A 19,793-nucleotide genomic window follows, 5' to 3' on the forward strand; every position below is an offset into this window, starting at 1 on the left:
AAAGCCGCTTTTAAAGCGGCTTTTTTTACAAGTAAAAACTTAGTACCAGTTCATGAGTGAAACACCCAAGCCCGCGTAGGTTGCTCGGTGGTTATAGTCAATTAAGCTTTCACCGTAACCATTAAACAACTGGAAGTGTCCACGCAGTTTGCCACTGATTGGAAAAGCCCAATCAAATTGAACAGCACCATGGGAATCATCACCGCCTTTCAATGAATGACGCAGCATTAAAGAGAAATCATTCTGCTTCCATTTATAAAATGCTGTTAAATCACCACGGCCAATGTAATCTTCCATATCCGGGTTATTATCATCTTTACTGTCTTCTTCAAGACGAATCCATGGACGAAGCATTACAGCAAAGTTACCACGCTCTAATCCAACGTTAAAAATCACACGGTTCCAGCTACGAGATAATGGATCTGAACGACCATTTGATTGATGGTTTAAGGTAACCCCAAGCAGACGCCCATCTAAACCAAGCAATTCATAGTTTGTTCTAAACATTAAACTTGCTTCAGGCTCATAATTCGTTTCACGGAAAGGACGAGATTCTTCAGCATTGAATGTCTGCCAACGTGAAGATTGGGTATAACCTACCCACAAATCACCATTATTTCCAAAAATATTTTCCCAAGCTTTAGTTTTTAAAGAAATCTGAAATTTACTTTCTGTTGATTTCAGATTTTGATCTTCTGTCACTGTATTATTTGGGTTCGGACTATGTGGCAACTCATTTTTATCACTGGTCCAGAATACAGGTAGTAAATAGACGGGTTGATAAGCACGAATATTCCAAACCCCTAGTTTACTTTTTTCAGACAACTCCCAACGTTGATCTAGCAAAGAAGTAGTGGGTTCAATTTTCGGTGCTTTACCAATTATTTTGATATTACTCACTGTATCTACCACCTTCTCTTTAAAAGTTTCAGGTGGAACAGCCGGCGCATCAATTTTTTTAACAGGCTCTGGTACAGCCGCAGCTTGAATAACGGGTAAAGCTGACGGTTTAAATACAGAGTCATAACAAGCCAGACGATCGGCATTCGAAGCAAGAGCAACACATGCATCTACAGTCGCAGGGGTTACAGGTGCCAAGGTGTCAGCATATGTTACAGACGCACACAAACAGCTAAGCACGATTCCCATGCTTAGCTGTAAAGATGTGCGTTCAAATTGTCTGAACGCCATGTTCATCTCCAATTTTTATTTTAATTAACTTGTTGAATGGTAAAGCCTAATTGTTGCAATTCATCGCGTTTCGCAAATGGTGCAACAACTGCTTTTACAGGAGTTTGCTCAACTAAATATTGACGAGCAACACGTTGTAAATCATCTAATGTTACATGCAACAATCTCTCACGCAAGAGACGGCGGAAAGCTGGTGTTCTTGCATGCAACAATGCATAACATGCAGTAATCGCCTCACCCGCTGGTGAACCTGGCTTATCCATACTTGCAACTAACCCAAGAATCGCTTCTTCAAGCTGATGAGGCTGTTGTTCCGTATTTAATAACCATTGCACACTTGCTTCAAAGTCTTTAAAAGTTTCTGCTAAACGTGGGTCACGGTAACTATAGAAACGGAATGAACATGCATTCCCATCATAACTTGCTCCACCACCGTACGCACCGCCTTTCTCACGAATGGCACTGTGTAAGAACCCATTACGTAAATAAGCTGCCAAGACCATTAAAGGAGCTGCATCTGGATGCGACACGTCCACCGCCTGATAAGCTGAAGCACAGAACTGAACATTTGCCTGAATTAACCATGCTTCATGATTATTGTCATTTGCTTGTTCTACGTGAGTTAATTCTGTTGCGGTTGCATCAACATTTAGTTTATCCCAAACATTTTGGATTTCTTCAACCAAACGTTCAGATTGATGTTCTTCACATACGAGCAAGAACTGTTTAGGCGCTTGCAATAATTTACGATGAATACGTTTTAATTCTGCAATCAGATCATCATATGCCGCAGTATCTTGAGTAATCTTAGTAACAAGCTCACCCAACCAGTTCAAAGCACCTAAACCAGTATTTTGATAGTCACGTTGAGCCAATGCACTCATATTACGTGATGCGATTTGCATTGCGTAGCTATGACCTGCTCCAGATAAGCGAGATTGCCAGCGTGTTTTACGTTGTTGCAATAACTCAATAATTCGCTCTTTTTCATCAAATCGAAGTTGTTCAAATGCTAATTTTAATAAATGAATTGCATCAAACTTCTGAGTCAAAGATTTAGTCGTTAATGTTAACCAAGCACTAATTTTATCTTTGTCATCAACTTTACTACGTAATGAAGCGCCCATTCCTAAACCACCACTTACAGCTGTTTGTAAGTTTTGTAGTTCAAGATAATCATATTCACCTGCACCCACTTCGCCCATCAAGATAGAAAGCAAATTGAAATAAGGTGACTTCACAATATCATCAGGGATTTGAATAAGTACTTGTTGATAGTAAATACCGTTCGTACCCGCATGGTACAAATTCAATGGCGTATCCATGCGATTACAAAGAATTTCGCGCAATTCGCCCTGCACAATATGCAAGTCAGCAGGTACATCTTCCAAACCTACTTTTGGTAATAGTTCAAGGTTGTCTGGAGTATCCTGACGTTCCTCTAACGCCTTAGTATTAGCGATAATTTCAGCCTTATCAGCATCTGTTAGCTTTTCGCCAATAGCAGCTAAACGTGCTTTTTCTGCTTCTTGCTCTTTTACAGATTTAGTTGGGTCTGGAATTAGAGTCATTTGCACACGATGAGGGTTATCGAGCAAATGTGTTTGAATCAGATTTGATAACCACATTGGGTCTTTCAATTCTTCTTTAACTTGTGCAATTGCGCTGTCAACATCCCAAATTTGGATTGGATCACTATGGTGAATCGCACCACTTAAGCCATTTAAAATTAAACTTAAGCCATATGGTGTACCGTCACCATTAATTTCACGCTGATGCAACTCAATTTGATGCAAGATTGCATCAACTAAATTACTATCAATTGGTTTTGCAGCCACATCACGTAGAATATTTAAAACACCCTCTCTAAAGCTTTGTGCATGTTCTGGGTTTGAACCTTGAATACCACAGTAGAAAGTCATTTCAAAATTACTATCGTCTACGCCCATTAATGGACCAGTCGATTGAGCATAACCACAAGTTTCTAGGTAATGACGTAATGGCGAAGCTGAGTTTTCTAGCAAAATTCCTTCAACCAAACGCATTCCCAAACGCAATTTCACATCATTTGCTTCTGGTAATAACCAAGATAGAACATGATAAGTTTTATCTTTTAAATCATCGCTATCAACACCATAGTTCTCTGTTACTTCAATTGGCGCTGCTAAACGTTTTTCAGGCTTAGAATATAAAGTTGTTCCAGCAGAAAACTTATGTAGAGCTAGTTTTTCAAATTGCTCTTGCAACTCATAAGCTGTTTGATTACCAAAGGTCATGAATACAGCATTACTTGGGTGGTAATGTACCTTATAAAAATCGACTAACTGCTCATACGTTAAATCAGGAATATCTTTCGGGTCGCCACCTGAGTTGTAGTGATAAGTTGTTTCAGGGAATAAATGATGAGCCAACTGATGATAAAGTTGATCAGACGGTGCACTCATCGCACCTTTCATTTCATTAAAAACAACACCTTTATAAACAGGTTGTCCATTTTCAAGTTCAATACGAATACCTTCTTGAGCAAAATCAAGAGGGTTCAAATTGGCAGCAAACGCCGCATCAAGATAAACAGAAAGTAAGTTTTGGAAGTCTTTTTTATTTTGAGTAGCAAATGGATATGCTGTCCAATCTGCTGCTGTAAATGCGTTCATGAATGTATTTAAAGAACGACGAATCATTAAAAAGAACGGATCACGTACCGGAAACTTTTCAGATCCACACAAAGCCGTATGTTCTAAAATGTGTGCCGTGCCTTTAGAGTCCATAGGCTGTGTTCTAAAAGCAACAAGGAATACATTTTCATCATAATCAGTTGCCAAGTGATAATGCACCGCACCTGTGACTTTATGCTTATATTCAGACACTAAAATATCTAATGCTTCTACATGGTGCTGACGTAGCAACTGAAACGCAGGGTGAACAGTTTGAGAAATGGTTTCAGTGACATCTACAGTCATGTGATCTCCTAACATATCGGATAAGTGAATAAGTCTCATTATAGCCTGAGTCAGCTTGAGATTGGCGAACAAAAGCCACGTAAAATACTATGTTTTTGTTGAGTCTTAGTTTTCATTGGCGTGGCTTTGATATCAAGTACATAGCCATGAATGTTTTATCCTAACAGAACATAAGCTTTTAATTCTATGTATATGATAGACATTGAATATAAAAGCTTATCAATTTTTATCTCACTGACCTATCCTCTGATCTTAATAATATTAGAACAACAATATTTTCCACTCTAATTTTTGAATTAACTGAATTTTATTCAACAAACTACAGCAAATCCAAGCAATGGTGTAAACTTAGCAACCTGATTTTTTTATTTTGTGACAACACATATGGCAACTGTAGATCTTTTTGCAATTGGTAATGCATTAATCGACCAAGAATTTAAAGTGTCTGATGATTTTCTGAATCAACAAGGCTTGCAAAAAGGCACAATGCAGTTGTCCGATGGCGACACTCAATCTGCTCTTTATGCAGAGTTAAAACAGCATCAAGACTACAAGGGTCAAGCAAGTGGCGGTTCAGCAGCAAATACGACTGTGGCCTTCAGCGCGCTAGGCGGAAGTGCTTTTTATGGTTGCCGCGTTGGCAATGATGATTTAGGAACAATTTACCTGCAAGGTCTAAATGAAGCAGGCATCCAGACTACCCCAAAATCGATCAGTGAAGGTGTAACTGGTACTTGTATGGTACTCATTAGCCCTGACTCTGAACGCACTATGCACACTTATTTGGGTATTACGGCTGAATTGTCTCAAGAGCAGATCGACTTTGAACCGTTAAAAACAGCAAAATGGCTTTATATTGAAGGTTACCTTTCTACAAGTGAAACAGCTCGTAAAGCTGTAAAACAAGCCAGAGAAATTGCAAAAGCAAGTGGTGTTAAAGTTGCCCTGTCTCTTTCAGATCCTGCAATGGTGCAATACGCTCGTGAAGGCTTGGAAGAGCTTATGGACGATGGCGTAGACTTACTATTTTGTAATGAACAAGAAGCCTTAATGTATACAAATACAACATCTGTAGAAGATGCGCTTGCTCAATTACGTTTTAAAAATCATACAGTAGTCATTACTCAAAGTGCTAAAGGTGCTTTAGTTTCTAACCCATCTCAACATTTCCATGTTGCAGGACGACATGTAGAAGCAGTTGATACAAATGGTGCAGGCGATGCGTTTGCAGGCGCATTCCTTTATGCCCTAAATTACCATCAAGATTTGAATGCTGCGGCTCAGTTAGCTATCTTAATTTCGAGTGAAGTAGTCTCTCAATTTGGCCCACGTTTAGCTGTTAATGATTACGCTAAACTTCTTGAAAATTTTCAGAAGGAATGTGCTTGAAATGGAAAGGATCTGTATGACGGAAGAAGTTCCTGAGCGTGAAGCCAGAGCTTTTGACACTTTACAAGGAACGACTATTTTCGTTACGCAACGTGACGGCGCATTCTATGCTTATCAGAATTTATGCCCACATTTGCAAACTGAGCTTGAATATTTAGAAAATCAATTTCTTGACCAAGATCAAGAATACATCCAATGTTCTACTCATGGTGCTTTATTTACCGTGGAAACAGGTGAATGTATTTCTGGACCATGTTTAGGCGATTTTTTAAATAAAGTTGAGCTTAAAGTACATTCAGATGGCGGTATCTATATCGTAGACTGAGACGACTAACATTAGAGTTTCTGCCATGGCTGATTTCTTTTTCAATTATTATCTTATGCCATTTCATTTAAGTGTAGTGGCTTTGATATTGCTCAGCGTGGTAGAAACCATTGGTATGTATATTGGACTCCGTCCAAGTCAGTTACTCAAAAAAATTGCTCCAGATTGGCTTTCTAACTCACCGCTACTTAATGTTAAATTTTCTAAAGCTCTAATTTTCGTTTTTTTACTGATCAATTTCAGTTATGCAGGTTACTTTTTACAACTCTCTTTCTTCGCAATACAACACTACTTTATTTCACCATTTTATTTGATTGTGCCCGCACTTGTGATCGCAATCTTTTTTACGGTGTTCATGATCCACTGCCTTGATCAAGTGATTAAGCCCAAGCTAACACATACTAACTATAACCTTTTAGGGCGCTTAGCCACTATTTCCAGTGGTAATGCCAGACCAGGCTTTTCAGCTCAAGCACGCGTACGTGATGAATTTGGTCAACTTCACTATGTTCAAGTAGAACCAGAATATGGTGAACTCGAATTATATTCCCAAGTCATTCTTGTCAGAGTGCATAAGAGCCATTATGTAGCTAAGAAAATTTCTATATCAAACGACCTTTTCGCACCCGATTAATTCTTAATTACTCTTGTAGTTTCTTATCCTTTTTTTGCAGGCTTCATTACGCCTGCATTTTATTATTTTCTTTTTAGTTAATTATTTATTATTCCGACCAATTTAGTTAGAAATAAAATTTATAAATATTATACACAACCATTTTAGTCGGTATTTAATTAAAACAAACTATTTTAATCAACTTAATAATTTTATTTATAAGCAATTTAGTAGGAATTAACAATTAATTCAAACTATTTTAGTATGATATTTATTTTAAAATAACAAACTATTGTTTTATATAAACTAATTATTTAAATATTCATTTTAAATATATTTAATGTTTATTTTTATTATATTTTGATTAATAATAAAATTAATATCAAATGAGGTTTAGTTTATGAGCCTTAATTTTCAAAATCTTAATCGTCGTTTAATTAAAGAAATCACTATTATTCTAATAATAAAAATAGTGCTTCTTTTAACGATTAAACATATTTGGTTTGATGCTCCCACCATCCCCAAAAATTTCGACAATCAGGTCGCCGAGCATATTGCTGGCGATAACATTTCCCACATTAAGGAGACACGTTGATGATTTCTGAAAGCGTGGTTGATCTTTCGCGGTTTCAATTTGCGATGACCGCAATGTATCACTTTCTTTTCGTCCCTTTAACTTTAGGTTTGGCATTCATTCTTGCCATTATGGAAACCACCTATGTCATTTCTGGTAAAGAAATTTACAAAGATATGACTAAATTTTGGGGAAAATTATTTGGTATTAACTTTGCTTTAGGGGTAACGACTGGCTTAACAATGGAGTTTCAGTTTGGAACAAACTGGGCTTATTACTCACATTATGTCGGTGATATTTTTGGTGCACCATTAGCAATCGAAGGCCTGATGGCATTCTTCCTTGAGTCAACATTTATTGGTCTATTCTTCTTTGGATGGGACCGTTTAACTAAGGTTCAGCATCTAGGGGTGACTTGGTTAGTGGCGCTTGGTTCCAACATGTCAGCGCTCTGGATTTTAGTGGCGAATGGATGGATGCAAAACCCAGTAGGTGCAGCATTCAACTTTGAAACAATGCGTATGGAATTAGTTGATTTCGGTGCGCTTATCTTTAACCCTGTAGCTCAGGTTAAATTCGTCCACACTGTATCTGCGGGTTATGTAACTGGTGCAATTTTTGTACTTGCTATCTCAAGCTACTACTTGCTTAAAAAACGTGATCTACCTTTCGCACGTCGTTCATTTGCAATTGCTGCAATTTTCGGTCTTGCATCTACACTTTCAGTGATTTTGTTAGGTGATGAGTCTGGCTATGAGCTAGGTGATGTTCAAAAAACTAAACTCGCTGCGATAGAAGCTGAATGGGATACTCACCCTGCTCCTGCTCCGTTTACTTTGTTTGGCGTACCGAATCATGAAGAAATGCGGACAGATTATGCAGTTAAAATTCCATATGCATTAGGTTTAATTGCAACTCGCTCAACAACCAAAGAAGTTACTGGTCTTAAAGACCTCATGCAACAGCATGAAGTTCGTATTCGTAACGGTATGCTTGCCTATGCTGAACTTGAAAAATTACGTGCAGGTGATCGCTCACCAGAGTTATTGGCTTCATTTGAAAAAAATCAAAAAGATCTGGGTTATGGCCTACTTCTTAAGAAATATGCACCAAATGTAGTTGATGCAGACGAGCAACATATTAAAGCTGCTGTAAAAGACACTGTTCCAAATGTTACAGCACTATTTTTCTCTTTCCGCGCTATGGTTGCATCGGGCTTCTTAATGCTCCTACTTTTCATTTTAGCGACTTGGTCTGTAGCAAAAAGAAATGCTGAAAATAAACCTTGGCTACTTAAATACGCGTTATTTGCTTTGCCACTTCCTTGGATTGCTGCACAAACTGGCTGGTATGTAGCTGAAGGTGGCCGTCAACCATGGTCTATTGGTGAAATCTTACCAACCCACCTCTCTACTTCTAGCTTAAGTACGGGTGATGTATGGGGCTCGATTCTTGCGCTAGCAGCGTTCTATACCGTCCTTTTGATTATTGAAATGTATTTAATGATTAAGTTTGCTCGCTTAGGACCAAGCTCTTTGCACACTGGCAAATATCATTTTGAAAAGCAAGAACCGAAAGCAAGTGTTAATGGGGAGGCCTTATCATGATTGAATATGAACTATTAAAAATCATTTGGTGGGTGTTGGTTGGTGTACTTCTGATCGGCTTTGCTCTCACTGATGGTTTCGACATGGGCTCCATGGCGCTTATGCCTTTCGTTGGAAAAACTGATAGTGAACGCCGTGCCGCCATCAATACCATTGCACCGCATTGGGATGGTAATCAGGTATGGTTCATTACAGCTGGGGGGGCACTATTTGCCGCATGGCCGATGGTCTATGCAGTAGCCTTCTCTGGCATGTACTGGGCACTCTTGTTAGTTCTATTTGCGCTTTTCTTGCGACCAGTTGGCTTCGATTACCGTTCAAAACTTGAAAACACAAAATGGCGTAATTCTTGGGATTGGGGCCTGTGTATTGGCGGTGCTGTACCAGCGCTTGTATTTGGTGTGGCCTTTGGTAATTTATTCTTAGGTATTCCTTTTAGTTTAGATAGCACATTACGCTCTGAATATACTGGCAGTTTTTTTGCGCTTCTCAACCCATTTGCCTTAGTTTGCGGCATTGTCAGTCTATCAATGCTTTGTGCGCACGGTGGTGCATGGCTCATGCTGCGTACTGATAAAGCTTTAAAACAGCGCTCTGCTAAAGCAACGCAGATTATGGCCGCTATATTTTTAATCAGTTTCCTTGTTATTGGCGCATGGCTCTATTTCGGGCAAGTTCCAGGTTATAGCTATGCTGTTGCCATTGAACCAAATGCTGCACTTAACCCTTTAGCTAAAGAAGTGGTGACTAATAGCAATCCGGGTTGGATGAACAACTACAGTACCTATCCAATTACTAAAGTTGCCCCAGTTCTTGCAATATTAGGCGCAATCATTGCAATTTTTGCATCCTCAAAAGCAAAAGCGGGCTTAAGTTTTACTGGCACAAGTTTAATGATTGTAGGAGCAATTTTAACTGCTGGCTTTGCCCTATTTCCGTTCCTACTTCCATCTAGTATCAACCCTAACTCTAGTTTGACGATGTGGGATGCTGTATCAAGCCACCTAACTTTAGGCGTTATGACTGTAGCTGCTGGTATTTTTGTTCCTCTTATTTTGATCTATACCAGTTGGTCTTATTACAAAATGTGGGGCGTCATTACCAACAAACACATCGAATCAAACTCGCATAGCTTGTATTAAGGAGAACACAATGTGGTATTTCGCATGGATCCTTGGCATTTTGATGGCATGTTTTGCGGGTGTACTCAGTGCACTTTATATCGAACATCATCAAAATTTAGATGAGGAATAAATGATGGCAAAAGCAATGACAGCATCAAATCATCGAAAAGCTCAAGCATTTGCAATGGCCCTTTCTTTTCTGTTGGCATTGCCTCTTGCTGCAATTTTGTTGGTTTACCCTTCACTCATGCTAGATGCTAACGGACACTACAATCATAGCCAGCTTATGCTGGTGATGATTGGTATTTCTGGTGGTTTTATTTATGGAGTGGGTTTCGTACCCAATTTCTGGCTATGGAAATGGCTATTTAGCCCATGGGTGGCTTGGCCTCTCATGCTTTTAGGCTATTACATCTGGTTTCTAACCTAAATCAAAAAGACCTCATTTGAGGTCTTTTTTCATTTCGAGCAATTTAATAGGTGCTGATCACAAATTAATTCGATTGTTCAGCTAACCATGCCATAAATTTTTGACGCTCAGCTTTAGATGCTTTCTGCCAAGTTTCAACTAAACGTTGATCATTCGTTTGTGCTCCACCTGTTACTGCCATAGACGTTGCAGTTGGCACAACAACTTGAGCAGAAGCAGGTTTAGCCGATGCATACACTGCTTCAGGCTGTGGTTTAGATGATCTAGTTGTAAAGTCAGTTACTTTACCCAACAAGCCAGTTGCAAACCATGGCTTTGCTTCATTGTTTGCGCCCGTTTGTTTCACAATTAATTCATTATTTGCACTGTACAAAGCAACTGTTGGTTGTTCAGCATATTTTTTCGCTTTTTCAAAATCTTTAGGCACATCTACCATTGAAAGCTTATAAGTTTGCCCATCTTGTAATCTAGGTGTTTGGATTGTGACTACACCAGATTTAACAATGTCATGCTCACCATTTAAATGTTCAAAGTATTCTTGGTAGCGCACGCTTAAGCTCGTCTCACCTGCATCGACCTTATAATTATTTTTAGATGAACGAAATAACCCAGAACTGACTTCTTGACCATTTACAGCAAGGATTACAATTTCCTCTGGTGCTGTAATTGTAACTGCTGAAAATACTGAACCGCTGAGTAATAAACCAATTGCAGCAACACCTAATCTTAAAGTCATCTGTCTCTTTCTCTATATTTGATAAGCTATTAAATCATGAGCAATATGCAATATGATTGTGACTATTTGATGACAGTGTCATTAATGGCTAGTTTTCCTATTTATTATTTTTAAATATTCAATTGAATTTAATCATTATCTATTTTATTTAGTTTTTTCACTATTATTAAAAAAGAAAAAAGAGTACCTATTTAGGTACTCTTTTTTGAATTTGCATTAATTGAAAGTTTTGAAACGATCAGCATCATTAATAAATGCTTTTTCGCCTGCTGGAGCTTCAACTGAACCAAATACTAATTGAGCACGTAATTTCCAAGTTGCTGGAACATCAAATGCTTCAGCTGCTTCAGCATCAACAATCGGGTTATAATGCTGCAAAGATGCACCTAAACCAAGCTCTGAAAGCGCAGTCCAAGTTGCAAATTGAGCAATCGCGCTTGAATGTTCAGACCATACTGGGAAGTTATCTGCATATAATTCGAATTGCTCTTGTAAGCTTTTAACAACAGCTTGGTCTTCATAAAATAGAACCGTACCAACACCAGCTACAAAGCTATCAATTTTTGTGTTTGTACCAGCAAAAGCTTCTGCAGGAACAATTTTACGCAATGCTTCACGAACTAAATTCCAGAATTTAGCATGTGATTCACCGTATAGTGTCACCACACGTGAAGATTGTGAGTTAAAAGCTGAAGGACTATGTTTAACCGCTTCACGGATAGTTTCTTCAATTTTAGTGCGATCTAATGCAACATTTTTACCGATTGCATAAATTGTACGACGATTTTTAATTTTATCTAAGAAAGTAGACATTTTGTTATTTCCTACCTATTTGATTGACCATGGGCCGTTGTTTGGGAATGAATACAGTGTATTAAAGTCATTTTTCATAATCAGCATTAAAAATATGACAGTTCGTTTTATTTTCGCAACAATAAAAAAAGATATACATATAAAAAAGCTCCACCATGTTAGTGAAGCTTTTTTATTGCTGACAACTAATTATTTATCTGTTTCAAACAGTGCGGCAACAAATGATTTAGCCGAGAATGGTCTTAAATCATCAATTTTTTCACCGACGCCAATAAAACGAATTGGCACATGGGTGCGACTTGCAATATTAAAGAGCACGCCACCTTTCGCAGTTCCATCTAACTTGGTAATTGTAATACCTGTTAGGCCCACAGCTTGGTCAAACTCTTGCACTTGGTTAATTGCGTTTTGACCAGTGCCCGCATCTACCACCAACATAATTTCGTGAGGTGCAGTTGCATCAATTTTTTGCATCACGCGTTTAACTTTTTTAAGTTCTTCCATCAGGTTGCTTTTATTATGTAAACGACCTGCTGTATCTGCAATTAATACGTCAATTCCTTTAGCGCGAGCACTTTCAAAAGCATCAAAAATAACAGAGGCACTATCAGCACCGTGACCTTGTGCGACCACAGAGATATCATTACGTTCACCCCAGATCTGTAATTGTTCTGTCGCTGCGGCACGGAATGTATCCCCTGCAGCCAACATCACTTTTTTACCTTCACCTTGCAAACGCTTCGCCAATTTACCAATAGTTGTGGTTTTACCAACACCATTTACCCCAACCATTAAAATCACATAAGGCGATTTGTTAGGATCAATATGTAAAGGCTTAACACGTGGGGCCAATAAAGCTACCAACTCTTCTTGTAACGCTTTATAAAGAGAGTGGGAATAGATCAAATCACCACGAGCAGTACGCTCTGTCAAATTGGTAATGATTGTTTTAGTGGCCTCAACGCCAATATCTGCAACCAATAATTGTTCTTCGACTTCTTCCAGTAATTCATCGTCAATTTCCTTGCCACCGATCAAGATATTGACCATACCATCAGCAAAATTACGACGAGTTTTGGTTAAACCTTCTTTCATCCGGCCAAAAAAACCAGCTTTTGGTTGTTCAACCGCAGTATCTGTAGAAGCTAATTCAACTTTGGCTGCTTCAATATTTTCTTGCGATTTAACAGGAGATTCAACGATGGGAACATCGATAGCAGGTAAATTAGGTAATGTGACATCGTCATCACCGATCTCAGCATCTATCAAGAATTTATTTTGCATATTCGATTGTTGCTCCATGCGGATTCCTTGAAAAGCAGCGCGTTTAAAAAGATAAAGTTTAGCATAAATTCAAAATTTTGCCTGCCACAATAGTGCTCAAAAAGCTTTGGAAACCAAGATTTAGCCTGATTAATCCAATTACTGGGTATCTTCTTGGGCAAGTGCGGGATATTGCTTAATACGAGCACCTTCAAATTGGTAAGCATGCATTAGCTTTAAATAATCTGCCCGATGAATTTCTGATTGAGCTATTAACAACTCAGCCATATCTTGAGTTCTTGGATAAGTCGCCTGATGAGAAAGTTGTATAATTCGTTGATATTGTTCCGGACTAACAGGCCGAAGTAATGCTAAATATGACAGCACAAAAATACAGCCAATGACAATAACCACAAATAGGTTAAAACATTGATCAACTTTTAACTCAGACTTTAATTTAAGAAAATTTTGTTTGAATATGAGCATGACCTACCTCGAATTAGTGTAGTGTAGGGTTCAATGCTCATAAGCACAAGATCAAACATCCAGTAAGGTTAATAATCGTACCTTACTGGATAGAATGCTTAACTTATTAATGAACGAATGACAGAAAAGTATAAAATTGCCGCAATAATCACCAATACTAAAAGCATCGCAAAAATACTTAACCCTTCTTCTGCATCTGCTGGATGCAACTCATCATCGTCAGCAATTTTTCGAAGTTCACCATCATAAACTTGATAAAACCAGTTTTTTTGGGCAGGTTCCAAATGCCCAGCAAAATCAAATACTCTTTTGCGCTGTGCAAGACAATAGTCACCTAAATGGATTTCCTGATGAAAGATAGCTTCATCTAATAATTTACGGTGATAGTGGGCCAGTTCTATGATTTGTTCCTCTTTAGGCGGAGTATCAAAAACAAAGCCGTCGATTGTATTTGTCATATTTTATTCTCCTTGTCTTTTATTCTCATATTGATTTTAATCAAAATTATTTGTGAATAATGTTTAATCATGTATCCTAATAGTGAATTAAGCGATTGCACGAATAGTTGACAAATCCATCAATTTGTAATATTAGTTTAATAATTCTAAGTTAAATTAATTTAAAGGCAGTGACCTTTAGAAAAAGTAATCATAATTACAATAAGGAGTTTTATATGATTCAACGTATCTCTCATCATGATTTAGAACATGTATACGCAACTGCAGTAAACACAATTCATTCTCAAATGAATTTTCAAGATGCAGTTACACAGTTAGAAGAAGTTGCTCGCGCTGGGCACGGTAAAGCTGCTTTATTCTTAGCAGAATTGTATTATCAAGGTTTCCGTGTTGAACGTGACTCACTTAAAGCACAATATTGGCAAAAGTTAGCCACAATGCAAGCATAAAGAAACGTCACCTAGGTGGCGTTTTTTTACGTCTGTAAAAAACCCAAAGTTATCAATTTGTCTAAAGCCTTACTTCGCTACTTGAGTTTCACTCAATTCGCATTTTTATAGCTGTGAATATCTGTTTACGATTTGATACCTGTTTAAACTGAAATGTCATCTATTTTTTCTATAATAAGCAAGACAAGTTAAGAACCATTAAATTGACAATGAATAGTTTAAGCAATCTACAACCGGTTTCAAAAGACTTGATGATTAAGATTTATATTTTAAGAACCATGATGTATTGCGGAGTTCTTTGGGGATTATTTCATCAAGGATGGGCAATTAAATCAGATCAGGAAGACTTTATTTTCCCTTTTTGGCTCAATGGCTTGCAAGCTCACCGCTATGCGAAAGAACATTGGCCACATTACAAACCAAGAAGAATTACTCCCAAAGATTTCCACGAATCTTTATTGCCAACCTTAACCAGACTCAACGTTACGCCAGCTTTGTTTAATTCCTCTCATCGAAAGTTGAAATTATCTACTCAGCAAATGCATCATTTCTTTTTTAAACAACCGCACTGGCAAGAAGCCTAAAATTCTTTAGATTCTTAGCCACTATTTAGAATGCTTTTTGAACGCTTGATTGTAAAACTTGTATTTGAATGACTATCAAGTCTTTGCATTTTTATAAAATCAAGCTAATTTAAAACAAAATGATAAAACACGGGACAGAAGAAATGACAATCGTTGCACAAGTAATCAAAAACAAATCAGAACAAGATATTTTTACAATTTCTCCAGAAGCCACTGTCCTTGAAGCGATTAAGATTATGGCTGATAAAGGAATTGGTGCGTTAGTGGTAGCTGATGGCGAAAAAGTTGTCGGAATTTTATCTGAACGTGACTACACGCGAAAAGTGACACTTATGGAACGTTCTTCATATAGCACTACAGTCGCTGAAATTATGACATCTAAAGTACTTACTGTAAGCCTGAACAACACCGTGGAAGAGTGTTTACAGTTAATGACAGACCGCCATTTACGTCATTTACCTGTATTGGACAATGAAAAATTAGTTGGTTTTATCTCTATTGGTGACTTGGTAAAAGCAGCAATGGAAGATCAGAAGAACCTCATTGAACAGTTAAAACAGTATATCTCTGGTTAATGATTTGAAATAAAAAATGGGCATATACATGCCCATTTTTTATTACTAAAACTTAAAGGTAGTTATTAATTAAAGCGACTAAACGCTCTAACAAATCATCAGCCTGCGCTTGAGTCATATTAATAGGTGGTAATAGGCGAACTACTGAACCTGCTGTAACGTTGATAATAAGCTTGTATTGATCACGCGCAATGGCAACAAGTTCAGCACAGTCTTTCGGCAATTGAATACCAATCATCATACCAAAACCACGCACCTGAACATTCTTATCAGCTAACTGGGCACGAAGTTGATCAACAATATAGCGTCCCACTACTGCCGCATTTTCTACAGCATTTTCTTTTTGGATTGTATCGATTACTGTATAAACCACACGAGAACCTAGTACAGTACCGCCATAGGTAGAGCCATGACTACCAGGTCCTAATAAACCAACAGCTTTACCTTGTGTCATTACTGCTCCAACCGGAAAGCCATTTCCAAGCCCTTTCGCAGTCGTCAAGACATCAGGCACAATATTGGTATGCTGATATGCAAAATATTTACCTGTACGGCCATTCCCTGTTTGGATTTCATCTAGCATCATTAGCCAGTTATGCTGATTACAAATATTACGGACTTCTTCAAGATAGCTAAAGCCTTGAGGAGCAGTATTAATACCACCTTCACCTTGAATTGGTTCAATCAAAATTGCCACGATATCTGGATGCTGCAATGCCGCTTCTTGAATTGCTTCCACATCACCAAATGGCACACGAATAAAATCGTTGGTTAAAGGAGCAAAGCCATCTTGTACTTTCTTATTACCTGTTGCTGAAAGTGTTGCTAAAGTACGACCATGAAAAGATTGTTCTGCCACAATAATCATTGGTAAACGTACGCCTTGTTGAGTACCAAATTTACGAGCAATCTTAATTGCACCTTCATTTGACTCAGCACCACTATTTGAAAAGAAGATTTCTTCCATGCCAGAAACTTCAGCAAGTTTCTGAGCAGCCGCAGTTTGCCAAGGAATTTCAAATAAATTACTTGTGTGCACAAGTGTTGCAGCTTGTTCAGCAATTGCTTCCGCAATAATCGGGTGTGCATGACCTAAACCACATACAGCAATACCCGTTAAAGCATCTAGATATTCTGTACCATCTTCAGTATATAGATATGCCCCTCGGCCTCGTACAAAACTGATCGATTGGCGACCATAAGTAGCCATTAAGTGTGATGGTTGATCAGGTTGTATTGGAGCTAGGGTAATATCAGTCATAACGAACTCTGTCTGTATGAGGTTTTAAGAAGGGTTTATATAAGCAAAAACTGGCTCTGATGAAAAGTCTCATCAATCATTTATCTAAAATTTCGTCCGCTTTTCACTATCACTTCGGTTTATACAATAAAATATTGAATATTCAATGCAACTTTAAGTAATCAGGTGGTTTGCAAAGCAACATAAACACCCCCTATAATGCTGCTAGATTAGTTGAGGATCTATTTATGACTGAACAAGCACGTGATACTGAAGCGTTAATCCGCGATCAAATTGCGAAGCATCCCGTTTTACTTTACATGAAAGGCACTCCACAGTTTCCACAATGTGGTTTCTCTGCACGTGCAGTAGAGGCGCTCAGTCAAATTGGTCGTCCATTTGCATATGTAAATATTTTGGAAAATCCTGATATTCGTGCAATGTTACCAGCAATTGCGAATTGGCCTACATTCCCGCAACTTTGGGTAAATGGCGAACTTATTGGCGGTAGCGATATCATGCTTGAAATGTTCCAAAATGGCGAATTAAAACCATTAGTAGAACAATATAGCGCTGCACCAGAAGCGTAAATAATAAAAAAGCCAATCAATTGATTGGCTTTTTTATACGCTCAATTTTAAAATTCGCTTACTCCAACATAGCGAAATAAATCTTCCACACCTAAGTCAGATTTTAAAACAATCAAATTTTCATAGCTTGTTGTCGTTAGAGCTTCAAAAATATTCATATTTGGATCTTCGTGTAACTCATCCACATTCTGGTTCATGCGTTCTTCAAATCGATCTGCAACAAATTCAAAGCCCAAGTCCATAGCAATAAATAAAGTATGTTCACATGGCTGAACATATTGTTCTTGTGCCCAGTCAATGATCGCTTGTTTGCAAAATGGGCACTCGATATTCGTAGAGGCATCGTTAAGTTCTATCAATTGATAAGGCATTAGATTTGAAAAGTAGAGAAAAACATAGTGTAGAAGAAATTGATTAATAGTTCCATATATAGCCTAGAAACCTCTTTAAAATACTCACATTAAAATTACAATGTAATGACAACATAATTTCAAAATCTATTTTTACTAGTTAGATATTGAGTTTATCGCCTGCTTACAAAAAATTTAGTATAAGAATTATCGTTGCAAAAATAATAATGTAAAATCATGGTTGTTGCAGAAATAGGATATTTTAATGCTCACTGATCTTGATGATTTTTATTGTTTTGCTCTTGTTGTTGAGCATGGCGGTTTTAGTGCTGCTGAGCGTGTAACAGATATACCAAAATCAAAATTAAGTCGCCGCGTGTACAGCTTAGAAGAAAACTTAGGGGTTCGCTTAATCCAGCGTAGTTCTCGTCATTTTGCTGTTACAGATATTGGGATGGATATTTATAGACATGCTCAAGTTATGATGAACGCTGCACAAGCTGCTCATGATTTGGTTGATCATTTAAGTATTCAACCTAGAGGCGTGGTAAAAGTTAGTGTGCCTGTTGATATTGCTCAAAATCAACTTCCTAAAATCCTACCTGCTTTCTTAAAAAAATATCCAGAAATTCGTTTGCAACTCATGGTCAGCAACCGTCGAGTAGACGTCATTAATGAAGGGATTGATATTGCCTTACGCGTTCGCTCAAAACTGGATGATGATCCAAGCTTAGTTCTTAGACAGTTTGCGCTTATAGAACAAAGCCTATTCGCAAGTCAGGCCTATTTAAATGAGTTTGGGGATATAAAAAACCCAGAGCAACTCAGTGAACACCGTATTTTGAGTTTGTCTGAAGAGCATCTCGATCAACAATTCATTTTGCATGGACCTGACAATCAACAGAAGAAAGTCAAAGTTAGCCCTATTGTAATGGGTACCAACATACATATGTTAGCTCAATTAGCGAGTCAAAACTGTGGTATCGCATTACTACCAGAGAGTGCAGCAGAAGATTTCTTGAAGTCTGGACAACTTTTACAAATCTTACCTGAATGGAAAGCGCCTCATGGAATATTACACGCCGTATATCCATCACGCCGAGGATTGCTACCTGCTGTTCGAGTATTTATTGATTATTTAGTTGAACATCTTTCTGAGCGTTAAAATAAAAAAGTTCGATAATTTATCGAACTTTTTTTATATTTTTCAAATTGCAGGATAGTTTCCCACACCTTCTGGCCATGGGGTTAATAGTTCAAAACCAGTATCTGTTACTGCAACCATATGTTCCCATTGAGCAGATAATGAATGATCTTGAGTAATGACTGTCCATCCGTCATTTAACTCTTTTACTTGCGGTCTACCTGCATTCACCATTGGCTCAATGGTAAAAACCATCCCTTTCTTTAAAACCAAGCCTTGCCCGCGCTGCCCATAGTGCAAAACATTAGGTTGCTCATGATAGACCTTACCAATCCCATGCCCACAGTATTCTCGAACAATACTATAGCCTTCTCGGTGGGCAACCGACTGAATAGCATAACCAATATCACCTAATGTAGCTCCTGGCTTAACAGTGTGAATACCTGCAACCATGGCCTCATAAGTTGTATCAACTAATTTTTTCGCTTGTGGATTTACATTACCCACAAAATACATGCGGCTCGTATCACCAAAATAACCATCTTTAATAATTGCGACATCAATATTAATAATATCGCCGTCTTTTAAAATTTTATTCGGCGATGGTATCCCATGGCAAACCACTTCATTGACTGAAGTGCATATCGTTTTTGTAAAACCGTGATATCCCACATTAGCAGGAATAACTTTTAAATTATTTACAATATAGTCATTACAGAGGTTATCTAAATACTCAGTAGATACGCCCGGTTTAATATAGGCCTCTATCATTTCTAAAACTTGTGCCGCCAAGCGTCCAGAAACTCTTAATTTTTCCAGATCTTGTTCAGTTTTAATGGTAACAGTAGAAGCTCTCATTCAATTCTATCCTCGCAGACAAGAAACATGCCCT

Annotated in this window: 23 protein-coding genes; 13 read left to right on the top strand and 10 right to left on the bottom strand. The window is 37.9% G+C overall.

Annotated features, from left to right (window positions below; genetic code table 11):
- Positions 1-39: 39 nt before the first annotated feature.
- Positions 40-1,191 carry a phospholipase A gene (locus ACINWC141_RS15320; protein ID WP_009392600.1) on the bottom strand — a complete coding sequence of 384 codons (1,152 nt, stop codon included), beginning with the start codon at positions 1,189-1,191 and terminating at the stop codon, positions 40-42.
- 20 nt (positions 1,192-1,211) lie between these two features.
- Positions 1,212-4,151, bottom strand: a complete 2,940-nt coding sequence (locus ACINWC141_RS15325) for an insulinase family protein (protein ID WP_009392667.1) — start codon at positions 4,149-4,151, stop codon at positions 1,212-1,214.
- Between the two features lie 384 nt (positions 4,152-4,535).
- On the opposite strand from ACINWC141_RS15325, the gene ACINWC141_RS15330 reads away from it, so the two are divergent.
- The 8 genes from ACINWC141_RS15330 (at position 4,536) to ACINWC141_RS15365 (ending at position 10,213) form a co-directional block, all read left to right on the top strand.
- A complete protein-coding gene (locus ACINWC141_RS15330; protein WP_009392642.1) occupies positions 4,536-5,540 on the top strand; it encodes an adenosine kinase in 1,005 nt (334 codons plus the stop codon).
- Between the two features lie 16 nt (positions 5,541-5,556).
- On the top strand, positions 5,557-5,865 hold the full coding sequence (locus tag ACINWC141_RS15335) for a Rieske (2Fe-2S) protein (RefSeq protein ID WP_003652095.1): 309 nt from the start codon (positions 5,557-5,559) through the stop codon (positions 5,863-5,865).
- 25 nt (positions 5,866-5,890) lie between these two features.
- Positions 5,891-6,499 (top strand): OB-fold-containig protein, encoded by a 609-nt coding sequence (locus ACINWC141_RS15340; RefSeq protein WP_005040085.1) that lies wholly within the window; start codon positions 5,891-5,893, stop codon positions 6,497-6,499.
- Between the two features lie 379 nt (positions 6,500-6,878).
- On the top strand, positions 6,879-7,073 hold the full coding sequence (cydP, locus tag ACINWC141_RS15345; protein WP_009392703.1) for a cytochrome oxidase putative small subunit CydP: 195 nt from the start codon (positions 6,879-6,881) through the stop codon (positions 7,071-7,073).
- Positions 7,073-8,659 carry a cytochrome ubiquinol oxidase subunit I gene (locus ACINWC141_RS15350; protein ID WP_009392701.1) on the top strand — a complete coding sequence of 529 codons (1,587 nt, stop codon included), beginning with the start codon at positions 7,073-7,075 and terminating at the stop codon, positions 8,657-8,659. Before cydP ends, ACINWC141_RS15350 begins: the two co-directional genes overlap by 1 nt.
- A complete protein-coding gene (cydB, locus tag ACINWC141_RS15355; protein ID WP_009392671.1) occupies positions 8,656-9,801 on the top strand; it encodes a cytochrome d ubiquinol oxidase subunit II in 1,146 nt (381 codons plus the stop codon). The genes ACINWC141_RS15350 and cydB overlap by 4 nt, the downstream gene beginning before the upstream one ends.
- Before the next feature lie 10 nt (positions 9,802-9,811).
- Positions 9,812-9,913 (top strand): cytochrome bd-I oxidase subunit CydX, encoded by a 102-nt coding sequence (gene cydX, locus ACINWC141_RS19830; RefSeq protein ID WP_000270276.1) that lies wholly within the window; start codon positions 9,812-9,814, stop codon positions 9,911-9,913.
- Complete coding sequence (locus ACINWC141_RS15365; RefSeq protein WP_004791954.1) at positions 9,914-10,213, top strand: cyd operon YbgE family protein; 300 nt, start codon at positions 9,914-9,916, stop codon at positions 10,211-10,213.
- Positions 10,214-10,277: 64 nt separating this feature from the next.
- On the opposite strand, the gene ACINWC141_RS15370 is transcribed toward ACINWC141_RS15365, so the two are convergent.
- From ACINWC141_RS15370 to ACINWC141_RS15390, 5 genes are all read right to left on the bottom strand, one after another.
- Positions 10,278-10,949 (bottom strand): YccT family protein, encoded by a 672-nt coding sequence (locus tag ACINWC141_RS15370; RefSeq protein WP_009392690.1) that lies wholly within the window; start codon positions 10,947-10,949, stop codon positions 10,278-10,280.
- Positions 10,950-11,165: 216 nt separating this feature from the next.
- Positions 11,166-11,762, bottom strand: coding sequence for a nitroreductase family protein (locus tag ACINWC141_RS15375; protein WP_009392698.1), 597 nt, complete (start codon positions 11,760-11,762; stop codon positions 11,166-11,168).
- Positions 11,763-11,951: 189 nt separating this feature from the next.
- Entirely contained in the window at positions 11,952-13,064 is a 1,113-nt protein-coding gene (ftsY, locus tag ACINWC141_RS15380; RefSeq protein WP_009392626.1) for a signal recognition particle-docking protein FtsY, read from the bottom strand.
- A gap of 120 nt (positions 13,065-13,184) precedes the next feature.
- Entirely contained in the window at positions 13,185-13,511 is a 327-nt protein-coding gene (locus ACINWC141_RS15385) for a hypothetical protein (protein WP_009392650.1), read from the bottom strand.
- Positions 13,512-13,609: 98 nt separating this feature from the next.
- Positions 13,610-13,969 (bottom strand): hypothetical protein, encoded by a 360-nt coding sequence (locus tag ACINWC141_RS15390; RefSeq protein ID WP_009392611.1) that lies wholly within the window; start codon positions 13,967-13,969, stop codon positions 13,610-13,612.
- A 215-nt stretch (positions 13,970-14,184) separates the two neighbouring features.
- Between ACINWC141_RS15390 and ACINWC141_RS15395 the strand changes: the two genes are divergently transcribed.
- The 3 genes from ACINWC141_RS15395 (at position 14,185) to ACINWC141_RS15405 (ending at position 15,577) form a co-directional block, all read left to right on the top strand.
- The gene (locus ACINWC141_RS15395) at positions 14,185-14,418 is read left to right on the top strand and encodes an SEL1-like repeat protein (RefSeq protein WP_003652111.1); all 234 of its coding nucleotides are present in this window, start codon (positions 14,185-14,187) and stop codon (positions 14,416-14,418) included.
- Positions 14,419-14,627: 209 nt separating this feature from the next.
- A complete protein-coding gene (locus ACINWC141_RS15400; RefSeq protein ID WP_009392607.1) occupies positions 14,628-15,002 on the top strand; it encodes a DUF2750 domain-containing protein in 375 nt (124 codons plus the stop codon).
- Positions 15,003-15,145: 143 nt separating this feature from the next.
- Positions 15,146-15,577 (top strand): CBS domain-containing protein, encoded by a 432-nt coding sequence (locus tag ACINWC141_RS15405; protein WP_003652114.1) that lies wholly within the window; start codon positions 15,146-15,148, stop codon positions 15,575-15,577.
- A 52-nt stretch (positions 15,578-15,629) separates the two neighbouring features.
- On the opposite strand, the gene ACINWC141_RS15410 is transcribed toward ACINWC141_RS15405, so the two are convergent.
- Positions 15,630-16,838, bottom strand: a complete 1,209-nt coding sequence (locus ACINWC141_RS15410; protein ID WP_009392599.1) for an aspartate aminotransferase family protein — start codon at positions 16,836-16,838, stop codon at positions 15,630-15,632.
- Between the two features lie 227 nt (positions 16,839-17,065).
- On the opposite strand from ACINWC141_RS15410, the gene grxD reads away from it, so the two are divergent.
- Complete coding sequence (gene grxD, locus ACINWC141_RS15415; protein ID WP_004791933.1) at positions 17,066-17,407, top strand: Grx4 family monothiol glutaredoxin; 342 nt, start codon at positions 17,066-17,068, stop codon at positions 17,405-17,407.
- A gap of 47 nt (positions 17,408-17,454) precedes the next feature.
- On the opposite strand, the gene ACINWC141_RS15420 is transcribed toward grxD, so the two are convergent.
- Complete coding sequence (locus ACINWC141_RS15420) at positions 17,455-17,778, bottom strand: hypothetical protein (RefSeq protein WP_009392609.1); 324 nt, start codon at positions 17,776-17,778, stop codon at positions 17,455-17,457.
- 244 nt (positions 17,779-18,022) lie between these two features.
- On the opposite strand from ACINWC141_RS15420, the gene ACINWC141_RS15425 reads away from it, so the two are divergent.
- Positions 18,023-18,922, top strand: coding sequence for a LysR family transcriptional regulator (locus tag ACINWC141_RS15425; RefSeq protein WP_009392643.1), 900 nt, complete (start codon positions 18,023-18,025; stop codon positions 18,920-18,922).
- 42 nt (positions 18,923-18,964) lie between these two features.
- Here the strand turns inward: ACINWC141_RS15425 and map are convergent, their stop codons facing one another.
- Complete coding sequence (gene map, locus ACINWC141_RS15430; protein ID WP_009392682.1) at positions 18,965-19,759, bottom strand: type I methionyl aminopeptidase; 795 nt, start codon at positions 19,757-19,759, stop codon at positions 18,965-18,967.
- Positions 19,760-19,793: the final 34 nt, after the last annotated feature.

This window comes from Acinetobacter sp. WC-141, from assembly GCF_000313935.1.
Classification (GTDB): Bacteria; Pseudomonadota; Gammaproteobacteria; order Pseudomonadales; family Moraxellaceae; genus Acinetobacter.

Excerpts from the sequence above, each read along its gene's own strand:
- ACINWC141_RS15340 (WP_005040085.1), top strand. The coding sequence starts at position 5,891 with ATGGCTGATTTCTTTTTCAATTATTATCTTATGCCATTTCATTTAAGT.
- ACINWC141_RS15330 (WP_009392642.1), top strand. The coding sequence starts at position 4,536 with ATGGCAACTGTAGATCTTTTTGCAATTGGTAATGCATTAATCGACCAA.
- map (WP_009392682.1), bottom strand. The coding sequence starts at position 19,759 with ATGAGAGCTTCTACTGTTACCATTAAAACTGAACAAGATCTGGAAAAA.
- ACINWC141_RS15365 (WP_004791954.1), top strand. The coding sequence starts at position 9,914 with ATGATGGCAAAAGCAATGACAGCATCAAATCATCGAAAAGCTCAAGCA.
- ACINWC141_RS15400 (WP_009392607.1), top strand. The coding sequence starts at position 14,628 with ATGAATAGTTTAAGCAATCTACAACCGGTTTCAAAAGACTTGATGATT.
- ACINWC141_RS15375 (WP_009392698.1), bottom strand. The coding sequence starts at position 11,762 with ATGTCTACTTTCTTAGATAAAATTAAAAATCGTCGTACAATTTATGCA.
- ACINWC141_RS15420 (WP_009392609.1), bottom strand. The coding sequence starts at position 17,778 with ATGCCTTATCAATTGATAGAACTTAACGATGCCTCTACGAATATCGAG.
- cydX (WP_000270276.1), top strand. The coding sequence starts at position 9,812 with ATGTGGTATTTCGCATGGATCCTTGGCATTTTGATGGCATGTTTTGCG.
- ACINWC141_RS15390 (WP_009392611.1), bottom strand. The coding sequence starts at position 13,969 with ATGACAAATACAATCGACGGCTTTGTTTTTGATACTCCGCCTAAAGAG.
- cydB (WP_009392671.1), top strand. The coding sequence starts at position 8,656 with ATGATTGAATATGAACTATTAAAAATCATTTGGTGGGTGTTGGTTGGT.
- ACINWC141_RS15395 (WP_003652111.1), top strand. The coding sequence starts at position 14,185 with ATGATTCAACGTATCTCTCATCATGATTTAGAACATGTATACGCAACT.
- ACINWC141_RS15385 (WP_009392650.1), bottom strand. The coding sequence starts at position 13,511 with ATGCTCATATTCAAACAAAATTTTCTTAAATTAAAGTCTGAGTTAAAA.
- ACINWC141_RS15405 (WP_003652114.1), top strand. The coding sequence starts at position 15,146 with ATGACAATCGTTGCACAAGTAATCAAAAACAAATCAGAACAAGATATT.
- ACINWC141_RS15335 (WP_003652095.1), top strand. The coding sequence starts at position 5,557 with ATGACGGAAGAAGTTCCTGAGCGTGAAGCCAGAGCTTTTGACACTTTA.
- cydP (WP_009392703.1), top strand. The coding sequence starts at position 6,879 with ATGAGCCTTAATTTTCAAAATCTTAATCGTCGTTTAATTAAAGAAATC.
- ACINWC141_RS15325 (WP_009392667.1), bottom strand. The coding sequence starts at position 4,151 with ATGACTGTAGATGTCACTGAAACCATTTCTCAAACTGTTCACCCTGCG.
- ftsY (WP_009392626.1), bottom strand. The coding sequence starts at position 13,064 with ATGGAGCAACAATCGAATATGCAAAATAAATTCTTGATAGATGCTGAG.
- ACINWC141_RS15350 (WP_009392701.1), top strand. The coding sequence starts at position 7,073 with ATGATTTCTGAAAGCGTGGTTGATCTTTCGCGGTTTCAATTTGCGATG.
- ACINWC141_RS15425 (WP_009392643.1), top strand. The coding sequence starts at position 18,023 with ATGCTCACTGATCTTGATGATTTTTATTGTTTTGCTCTTGTTGTTGAG.
- ACINWC141_RS15320 (WP_009392600.1), bottom strand. The coding sequence starts at position 1,191 with ATGGCGTTCAGACAATTTGAACGCACATCTTTACAGCTAAGCATGGGA.
- ACINWC141_RS15370 (WP_009392690.1), bottom strand. The coding sequence starts at position 10,949 with ATGACTTTAAGATTAGGTGTTGCTGCAATTGGTTTATTACTCAGCGGT.
- ACINWC141_RS15410 (WP_009392599.1), bottom strand. The coding sequence starts at position 16,838 with ATGACTGATATTACCCTAGCTCCAATACAACCTGATCAACCATCACAC.
- grxD (WP_004791933.1), top strand. The coding sequence starts at position 17,066 with ATGACTGAACAAGCACGTGATACTGAAGCGTTAATCCGCGATCAAATT.